This window comes from Longimicrobiaceae bacterium (genome assembly GCA_035936415.1).
Classification (GTDB): Bacteria; Gemmatimonadota; Gemmatimonadetes; order Longimicrobiales; family Longimicrobiaceae; genus JAFAYN01.
In genome coordinates, this window is the sequence record DASYWD010000410.1 from 1 (window position 1) to 8378 (window position 8378).

Here is an 8378-nt window from a genome sequence, read left to right on the forward strand (position 1 = left end):
GCACGGCCAGCTCCAGCACGGCCTGGCAGGAGAGGGAGTGGCCCACGTACACCGCCGGGCCCAGCTCCATCGCCGAGGCCCAGGCGCGCAGCGCCGCCGCCTGCGCGCGGATGGGGAGCCCGCCGTCGGGACCCTCCGTGCGCCCGAAGCCCGGGAGGTCCGGCGCCAGCACCCGGAGCCCCGCGGCGGCCAGCGGCGGGCCGTTGCGGTACCAGTAGTCGGCCGAGACGCCCAGGCCGTGCACCAGCACCAGCGTCGAGCCGCTCCCGGCGTCGCGGTAGCGGACGCGGCATCCCTCCACGTCCACCCGCCGCGTCCCCGCCCACGCCGCGGCCGTGTCCGCCAGACGCGCCGCCCGGCCCGTCTCCGCGCTCACTCCCCGACGCTCTCCCCCCGCAGGAAGTCCGCGACGAGGCGGTTGAAGTCCTCGGGGCGGTCCACCATGGGGTTGTGGGCCGCGTCCCGGAGCACCGCCAGCCGGGCCCCGGGGATCCCCGCGCGGAACTCGCGGGCGTGCTCCAGCGGGATGATGGTGTCCAGCTCGCCCCACACCACCAGCGTCGGGATGGCGATCTCGGGGAGGAGCGGGCGCACGTCGTCGCGCAGGATGTGCGCGAGGGCACGGATGATGGTGCGCGGCCCCGCCAGCGCCGCGTCGCCCACGATGGTGGGGAGGAAGTAGGGGTCGCCCCAGCGGCGCGGCGGGGCCACCTCCGCCGCGAAGCGGAGCAGGGTGAGCGGGGAGAGCGGGCGGGGGATCCCCGCGGAGTCCACCAGCACCAGCCGCTTGACCCGCTCGGGGTGGCGCGCGGCGAGGTGCACAGAGAGCTGCCCGCCCATGGAGTGCCCCACCAGGTCCACGGGGGGGAGCGCCAGCCGGTCCATCCACCCCGCCAGCAGGTCGGCGAGCTGCGCGATGGGCGGCAGCTTCCCCCGGCGGCGGGTGCGCCCGAAGCCGATCACGTCCGGCACCACCACCCGGAACCCCTCCGCCAGCGCCGGGACGTTGCGCCGCCACCAGCGCGAGGAGCCGGAAAGGCCGTGCAGCAGGACGAGGGGGTCGCCCTCCGCCCCGAACTCCGCCGCGTGGATCCGGTACGGCGGCACCTCGGTGACGATGCGCCGGTCCGGCGTCCACGGCCAGCTCGGAAGCGGGCCCGCCCTGGGGGCGGAACGGTTCCTGGAGAGGGGTACGAAGCGCGTGATCATCCCGGGGTGGTGGCGGGGTCCTGCGCGGCCGCGTGCGCGCATCCGCATGCGGCGCGTGCAATTGCCGCGCCCCCGCCCCGCTGCGGAGGGGGTTCGGGTGTTTCCTGAAAGCACGAAAGGTGCTATATTTACGGCTACCTGAGAGTGCTGAATTTTCATCCCGCGCGCGGGATGCTCACTGCCATAGACCAATGGAGGCTTTCTTGACCCGAAAGAAGAAGACCGCCCCGAGCCGGGGCCCGTCCGAGCTGGAACAGGCCCGCAACGACCTTTTCGGGCACATCCACCGCTGCGGCGTGCTCCGCGCGACGGAGGAGCAGCAGGAGGAGTGGATGAGCGACACGCTCGACTACCTCGCCGAGTGCTACCCGTCCCTCGGGGAGGACGAGATCCAGGAGCTCAGGACCATCGGCCTCCGCTTCTGCCGCCCCGTGATCGACAACGTCGCCCCGGCGGACGAGGACGAGTCCGCGGACGACGTGGACGGGGCCGGAGAGGAAGAGATCGCCGCTTCCGCGGCCTGACCGCGGAGGCGCTGGGGCCCCGATCCCGGGGCCCCGCAGGCCCTACCGTTCTCCCCATGGACACCGACCCAGCCCTACCCGTCCTCCTCGCGATTCCCGCGCTCCTCGCGGCGAACGCGTTCTTCACCGCAGCCGAGTTCGCACTCCTCACCCTCCGCCGCAACGCCCCCGTGGCCGGTGCGCGGGAGGGCGAGCCGGGTGCTTCGCGCACGCTCTCCCCGGACCGCATCGACGAGCTCGCCCTCGCCGCGCAGCTCGTGCGGAGCGCCGCCTCCGTGCTCCTGGGATACCTGGCCGCCCTCGCCCTGCGCGACGCCCCATGGCTCGCCGGGGCGCTTCCGGACGGGGCGGTCGCCGCCCTGGCGCTCGGCGCGGCGGTGCTGCTGCACGCGACCCTCGGCGAGCAGGTCCCCAAGCTCCTGGCCGGAGGACGCGCCGCGGCGGTGGCCCGCCTCACGCTGGGGCCGCTGCGCCTCTTCGGCCTGCTCCTGCGCCCGCTCACCTGGCCGCTCGCCCGGCTCGTCCCCGCCGCGCTCCGCCCGTTCGGCGTGTCGGGCGGCTTCCACCCGCTGGTGTACACCCCCGACGAGATCCGCATGTTCGTGGCGCGCAGCTCCGAGCAGGGGGTGGTGGAGGAGGACGAGCGCGAGATGATCCACGGGGTCTTCGAGTTCTCGGACACGGTGGCGCGAGAGGTGATGACGCCGCGCACCGAGATGGCGGCCGTCCCGGCGGACGTGTCGCTGGAGGCGCTCCTCGACGTCGTGGTGGCCGAGGGGCACTCCCGCTTCCCCGTGTACGAGGGCTCCATCGACTCCATCGTGGGCGTGGTGCTCACCAAGGACCTGTTCCCGCTCCTGCGCGGCCGCGACGCCGCGGCCGGGCCGTTCGACGTCCGCGCCATCATGCGCGAGCCGTACTTCGTCCCCGACACCAAGCCGGTGGACGACCTCCTGGCCGAGTTCCGGCAGCAGGGCGTGCACCTCGCCATCGTCCTGGACGAGTTCGGGGGGACGTACGGGATGGTGACCATGGAGGACCTCCTGGAGGAGATCGTCGGCGACATCAACGACGAGCACGACGTGGCCGAGCCGGAGTTCGCCGCCACCCCGGAGGGCGACGTGCTGATCGACGGCGGCGCCTCCATCTCCGAGGTCAACGAGCGCTTCGGCGTCGCGCTCCCGGAGGAGGACTTCGACACCGTCGGCGGGTACGTGTTCGGCGCGCTGGAGCGCGTCCCCGTGGTGGGCGACGTGGTGGCGGTCCCGTCGGGGGAGGGGGAGATGGAGCTGCGCGTGGAGGCGGTGGACGAGCGCCGGGTGTCGATGGTCCGCCTGGCCCGCCGGGCCCCGGTGGGGGACCTCGCAGGCTAGGCGCCACGGGCCGGGTCAAGCCGCGGGGGGCAGCCGCCGATACTCTCATCCGCAGCCGCCCCGCGCCCCCGCGCCCCCTCCGGAAGCGCCCGAAGCCAGCCGCATGCAGCGATCCATCCTCCTGATCGACGACGAGCCCGACGTGATCCGCTCGCTCGGGCGCTACTTCGAGCGCGCCGGGTGGGAGGTGTTCCGGGCGATGACCGGGGAAGAGGGGCTCCGCCTCTACGAGGCGTCGCAGCCCGACCTGGTCCTGCTGGACCTGCACCTCCCCGGGATCTCCGGGATGGACGTGCTGGAGGTGCTCGCCGCCCGCGACGCGACCGTGGTGATGCTGACCGGGCACGGCGACATCGAGACCGCGGTGGAGGCCATGCGGCTGGGCGCGGAGAACTTCCTCACCAAGCCGGTGGAGCTGGCGCACCTGGCCGCCGCCGCCGGGAAGGCGCTGGAGAAGACGGAGCTGCGCCGCGCCAACCGCACCCTCGTTGCGCGCCTGGCGGAGGGGCGCGGCACCTCCACGCTGGGGAGCTCGCCGCGCATGCGCGAGATGGCGCGGCAGGTGGAGCTGCTGGCCGCCTCCGAGGGGACCACGGTGCTCCTGCTGGGGGAGAGCGGGACGGGGAAGGGGTGGGTCGCCCAGATGCTGCACGCGCACTCGCCGCGCGCCCGCGCCCCCTTCGTGGAGGTCAACTGCGCCGGGCTCTCGGCCAACTTCCTGGACTCGGAGCTGTTCGGGCACGAGAAGGGCGCCTTCACGGACGCGAAGACGATGAAGCGCGGCCTCTTCGAGGTGGCGCACGGGGGGACGCTCTTCCTGGACGAGGTGGGCGACCTGGCGGCGGACCTCCAGCCCAAGCTGCTCAAGGTGCTGGAGCGCAAGACCTTCCGGCGCCTGGGCGGGACCCGCGAGATCGAGGTTGACGTGCGCCTGGTGGCGGCCACGAACCGCGACCTGGAGTCCGAGGTGGCGGCGGGGCGCTTCCGCGAGGACCTGTTCTACCGCCTCAACGTGCTCCCGCTCACCCTCCCGCCGCTGCGCGAGCGGACCCGCGACGACCTGCTGGACCTGGTCCGGCGCCTCATGGCCGAGCTGCGGACGACCCACCCGCGCGGGGCGCCCCGGCTGTCGGACGCGGCGCTCAAGCTGCTCCTGGCCTACGCCTGGCCGGGGAACGTGCGCGAGCTCCGCAACGTGCTGGAGCGCGCGCTGGTGCTCTCGCCCGGCGAGGAGGCCGTCCTCCCCGAGCACCTCCCCCCCGAGGTGCGCACCCCGTCCCCCTCCGCCGCCCCGGTGCGCGAGCACCAGACGGTGATGACGCTGCAGGAGGTGGAGCGGCGGCACATCGAGCGGACGCTCGTCATGCTCGACGGCAACCGCACCCATGCCGCCGAGGCCATGGGGATCTCCCGCGCCACGCTGCACAACAAGATCCGCCTCTTCGGCCTGGAGGACGTCGGGCGGAACTGAGTGCGGGAGTGCGGGAGTGCGGGAGTGCGAAGTGCGGAACGGCGCCTCCACCGGGAAATCCCGGCGGGGGCGCCGTTTGTCGTGCTCCCCTCCCCATTGCGGGGGGGGCGGGGGGAGGGGGTCCGCCGTTGCCGGTCCCTACACCCTGCTCCCTGCGGTCCCGATCCGCCGCTCCACCCGGAAGAACGCCGTCACCGCGTCGGGGTGGAACTCGCTCCCGGCGCGGCTCCGCAGCACCTTCTCCCACAGCTCGCGGGGCAGCGTCTCGCGGTAGGAGCGGTCCGAGGTCATGGCGTCGTAGGTGTCCACCACCCGGAGGATCCCGGCGAGGAGGAACTCCGGGGTGTCCGGGGGGATGCGGCTGGGGAGCTCGGCGTAGCTGGTGTACTGGTGCTCGATCAGCGGCGCCAACCGCCGGAGCGAGGGGACGGCGCCCACGATCTGCGCCCCGGCCCGGGTGTGGGAGCGGATCTGCTCCAGCTCGGCCGGGGTGAGCGGCGCGGTCTTGTGCAGCAGGTCCAGCGAGACGCCCAGCTTCCCGATCTCGTGCAGCATGGCGGCGGTGTGCACCAGCTCCGCCGCGGCGTCGTCCAGCTCCAGCTCCCGGGCGACCTCCCGGCACAGCTCGGCCACCCGCACGCAGTGGCCGCGCATGTACGGGTCCTTGGCCTCCATGGTCATGGCCAGGGCGGTGACCATCTCCAGCTGGGCCTCGCGGATCGCCCGCTGCAGCCGCGCCGTCTCGCGGAACATCTCGCCGCGCAGCGACTGCAGGTCCTGGCGGATCCGGTCGATCGCTCCCGCAATGGAGCCGCGCACCTGCTCGGGGTCGAGCGGACGGGGGAGGACGCTGAACGGCTCGATCCGGAACGCCGGTCCGGCCGTCCCGCAGGTGGTGGTGCCGGTGAACGGCGCCCCCGGCTCCACCACCACCAGGTGCTGCCCGAGCTGGTTGAGCTGCCGGAAGCGGCGGAGGTAGCCGATCCCCTCCAGCGGCGCGGTCCCTCCCAGGTCCGTGATCACCAGGTCGGGGATGATCCCCTGCTCGAACACGCTGAGCGCCTCTCCGCCGTGCGGGACGGTGAGCGTGAGGTGCCCCTCGGCGCGGATCACGGGGTCGAGCTCGTCGACCACCTCGCGGCGGTCGCTCACGACCAGCACTCTACCGTGGAACATGGGCCGTCCCTCCGGGTCGGTGCGGGCGCTGTACCTCGTTCCCCACCAGCAGTGGGATGCCCGGGGAGGGGGCGTGGCGGTGCATGGGGGTGGCCTGGGAGATCATCGCTTTCTTCTGGGGCTGGAGGGGAACCGTCCGGCCCCTCTTCGGGCAAGCGGCGGTCCACCTCCGTCCTCAGCTCACAGCTTCTTGTCGAGCAGCGACTTACGTGCAGCCGGGCGGCGCGGGCGGGAGGAGCCGGAAGTGTCCGGCTCCTGTACGCCGGGGCGGCCGTCTCCGGCCAGGTGCTTGTGGGGGAACGGCTTCCGGCGGGTGTACGGGAACTGGACGGTGCCGGGGAAACGCAGCGCGGGCCGGCCCTTGGGGCCGGCCCGCGCGGGGCTCCGGTCGGGAGAGCGGCGCCGTCAGCGGCGCGTGCGCCCCTCGCGCCTGCGCGGCTCCTGCTTCTCCGGCTCGCGGAAGACGTTCTCGAAGCGGCGCCCGCGCACCACCACCCCGCGGGGCGAGGTGCTCTCCATCTGCGCGAGGACGCGGTTGGTGACCACCGAGGCGACGGTCTCGCCCAGCGACATCATGTCGACGTACATCTCGATGGCCCGGTCGGAGCTCACCTCGTCCCCCAGGTCGTCCAGGAGGTCGAGCGCGTTCGCGACGTGCGTGTCGATGATCGCCTCCTCCGAGCGCGCGGCGGCGATCAGGAGCTTGCGGCGGGCTTCCGCGCTCAGGCGCTTACGGAAAAAGTTGAACATGGCTCCTCCGGGTCGGGACGCGGGTGCAAGATGCCCTCGCGCACGGGCCGGCGCAAGATCGGGTCCGGTGCGGGGGTTGGTCGCCGCGGGGGCCCCGATTATATTCGTAAGCGGCGTTTCCCGCACGACCTGCGGGACCGCGCGGGGCCGAGAACATCACGCAGGGATAAAGCGCATCGATGGCGAATCCGTTCCTCACCTCGGAAGAATTCGACGAGCGGGCGCACCGCTTCTACGAGTCCGGCGAGTACGAGGTTGCTCTGGAGGTCCTCCGCGAGGGCGTCCGGCAGCATCCGGATTCGGCGCTGCTGCACGTGGGGATCGGGTACGTCCGCATCGCCCGGGAGGAGTACGCCTGGGCGCGCCGCTCGTTCGAGACCGCGCTGGAGATCGACTCCGAGTACGAGGACGCCTGGGTGGGCCTCGGCGAGACGCTGCTCAAGTTCGGCGACGTGGAGGGGGCGCTCCGCTCCTTCGGCCGGATCGACGCCATGGGGCTCTCCGAAGACCTCGAGATCGGGCTGGCCATCGGGCGCGCGCTCTACCGGGAGGCCCTGTTCACGCACGCCCGGCACCGCTTCACGGCGCTGGTGGCGGCGCACCCCGACAGCGCGGAGGTGGCGGCGGCGCGCGGGTACACCCTGCACGCCCTCGGCGACGACATCGGGGCGCGCCGCGAGCTGCGCCGCGCGCTCCGGCTGGACGCGGAGCTGCACGAGGCGCGCATCTACCTGGCGCACCTCCTGTACGACCGGAGCGACGCGGCGGGCGCCCTGCGCGAGCTGGAGCGCGTCCCCCCGCAGGAGCACTGGGACACCCTCTCGGTCTGGCGCTACATCGACCTGAAGTGCTCGCTGGACGGGTGGACGGAGACGGACGAGGCGTTCGCCGCCTGGCGCGAGCGGCTGGAGGAGCTGGAGGGGGAGCCGGACGAGATCGAGCACCTCCTGGCCGAGGTGGAGGCCGCCTTCGAGGCGGACGTCGAGGACCAGGCCGAGCGCGCCCTGGCGCGCCTGGGGCAGGTGGAGGCGCTGGTCCGCGCCCTTCCCCCCGCCGCCCAGCCGCTGGCGCTCCCGGCGGCGGTGGGGACCGGGACGCACCGGGTGCGCACCTCCGAGGGGCGCGTCTTCTCCGGGAGCTGGGACGAGATCGTGGGCGCCATGCGCGACGCCTCCCCGCACCCCGGCGACTCGCTGGCGGCGTTCATGATCCGCTCGGCCGAGGCGGCGCGGGCGGGTACGGGGCAGCGGGTCCCCTGCGACGACGCGGAGTCGTTCCTCCGCGGGAGCGCGCGCGCCGGGCTGCTGGAGATCGAGGAGTAGCCGCCTCCGGGCCCGGAGCCCGCTCCTTGCATGGGGGCGGGCGGATCCGGCCCGGTGGGGACCTGCTGCCGCGGGAGGTGCGCGTGGGCGTGAGCAACGGTGGAGGGGAAGCGTCGCTGAAGCCGCTCCGGAAGGCGTCCGGGGCGGCCGACGTGCTCAGGGCGGGGACGGCGGAGCCGCAGGCGCGCCGGACGGCGATCGTGCAGCTCTTCGGGGCGCTGGAGGCGTCGCTCCGGCGCATCCTCCGCGACGATCCCCACGTACCCCTGGAGGTGCGGCTCCGGGCGCTGGCCCCGGACGAGCTCCCCACCCCGGAGCTGGTGGCGGAGCTTCGCCGCCGCGACCGGATCTCCATCGAGCTGGCGGCGGCGTTCCACGAGCTCGCCGCCCGCGTCCGCGGGCTCCGCGAGGGCGCCGAGCCGGAGCCTGGCGACGCCGAGCTGGCGCTGCGCCTGGCGGAGCGCCTGGAGTGGGAGGCGGAGGCGCCCCCGCCCGCCCCGGTCCCGATCCCCGAGGAGCCGGTGTTCGCGGAGGAGGACCCGCTGGTCCACCC

At 73.8% G+C, this 8378-nt stretch carries 9 protein-coding genes; 5 read left to right on the forward strand and 4 right to left on the reverse strand.

Translation table 11 applies throughout. The features are described 5' to 3' along the window. Both VGR37_16700 and VGR37_16705 read right to left on the reverse strand, forming a co-directional pair. The coding region (locus VGR37_16700) for an alpha/beta fold hydrolase (GenBank protein HEV2149048.1) at positions 1-376 on the reverse strand (376 nt) is incomplete at its 3' end. Further along, on the reverse strand, positions 373-1209 hold the full coding sequence (locus tag VGR37_16705; protein HEV2149049.1) for an alpha/beta fold hydrolase: 837 nt from the start codon (positions 1207-1209) through the stop codon (positions 373-375). The genes VGR37_16705 and VGR37_16700, both read right to left, overlap by 4 nt. Before the next feature lie 203 nt (positions 1210-1412). On the opposite strand from VGR37_16705, the gene VGR37_16710 reads away from it, so the two are divergent. The 3 genes from VGR37_16710 (at position 1413) to VGR37_16720 (ending at position 4577) form a co-directional block, all read left to right on the forward strand. Further along, entirely contained in the window at positions 1413-1733 is a 321-nt protein-coding gene (locus VGR37_16710) for a hypothetical protein (protein ID HEV2149050.1), read from the forward strand. Between the two features lie 56 nt (positions 1734-1789). Further along, positions 1790-3106: a hemolysin family protein gene (locus tag VGR37_16715; GenBank protein HEV2149051.1), complete on the forward strand. Its 1317-nt coding sequence runs from the start codon at positions 1790-1792 to the stop codon at positions 3104-3106. A gap of 103 nt (positions 3107-3209) precedes the next feature. After that, complete coding sequence (locus tag VGR37_16720) at positions 3210-4577, forward strand: sigma-54 dependent transcriptional regulator (GenBank protein ID HEV2149052.1); 1368 nt, start codon at positions 3210-3212, stop codon at positions 4575-4577. 138 nt (positions 4578-4715) lie between these two features. On the opposite strand, the gene VGR37_16725 is transcribed toward VGR37_16720, so the two are convergent. Next, entirely contained in the window at positions 4716-5753 is a 1038-nt protein-coding gene (locus VGR37_16725; protein HEV2149053.1) for an HD domain-containing phosphohydrolase, read from the reverse strand. A 405-nt stretch (positions 5754-6158) separates the two neighbouring features. Further along, entirely contained in the window at positions 6159-6503 is a 345-nt protein-coding gene (locus tag VGR37_16730; protein HEV2149054.1) for a hypothetical protein, read from the reverse strand. A gap of 179 nt (positions 6504-6682) precedes the next feature. On the opposite strand from VGR37_16730, the gene VGR37_16735 reads away from it, so the two are divergent. Next, on the forward strand, positions 6683-7825 hold the full coding sequence (locus VGR37_16735; protein HEV2149055.1) for a tetratricopeptide repeat protein: 1143 nt from the start codon (positions 6683-6685) through the stop codon (positions 7823-7825). Positions 7826-7908: 83 nt separating this feature from the next. After that, on the forward strand, positions 7909-8378 hold a 470-nt coding region (locus VGR37_16740; protein HEV2149056.1), incomplete at its 3' end, for a hypothetical protein.